The organism is Flavobacterium sp. GNP008, assembly GCF_056428965.1.
This window is the reverse complement of the sequence record NZ_JBWJVL010000041.1, coordinates 1-260: the sequence shown is the minus strand read 5'-3', so window position 1 is coordinate 260 and position 260 is coordinate 1. Positions and strand designations below refer to the sequence as shown.

At 28.5% G+C, this 260-nt stretch carries 1 pseudogene; it reads right to left on the bottom strand.

What is annotated here, in order from left to right:
- Positions 1-49: 49 nt before the first annotated feature.
- Positions 50-260, bottom strand: a pseudogene (locus tag AC0608_RS13805) (polyprenyl synthetase family protein); the annotation flags it as partial.

The window sequence follows — 260 nt, the reverse complement described above, 5'->3', positions numbered from 1 at the left end:
ACGAAATTTCATAGTATTAAAAAGAAGAAATTAAAAAAATAAGAAAAACTTAAGCTTCTCTTTTAAGTAAATAGTTAGCAAGCTCGACAAATGGTTTCTTTTTTTCATCAGAAGCTTTTATTTTGTGCAAAAATTCTTGTGCAATATGATTGTGTTTTTGTATCAGTTGGAGGACTTTCTCTTCTACTCTAGTTCGGCGGAAAATTTTCTCAACGCCGTGTATTTTATCAATATTATCAGTCTTTTTAGAATACCAATAT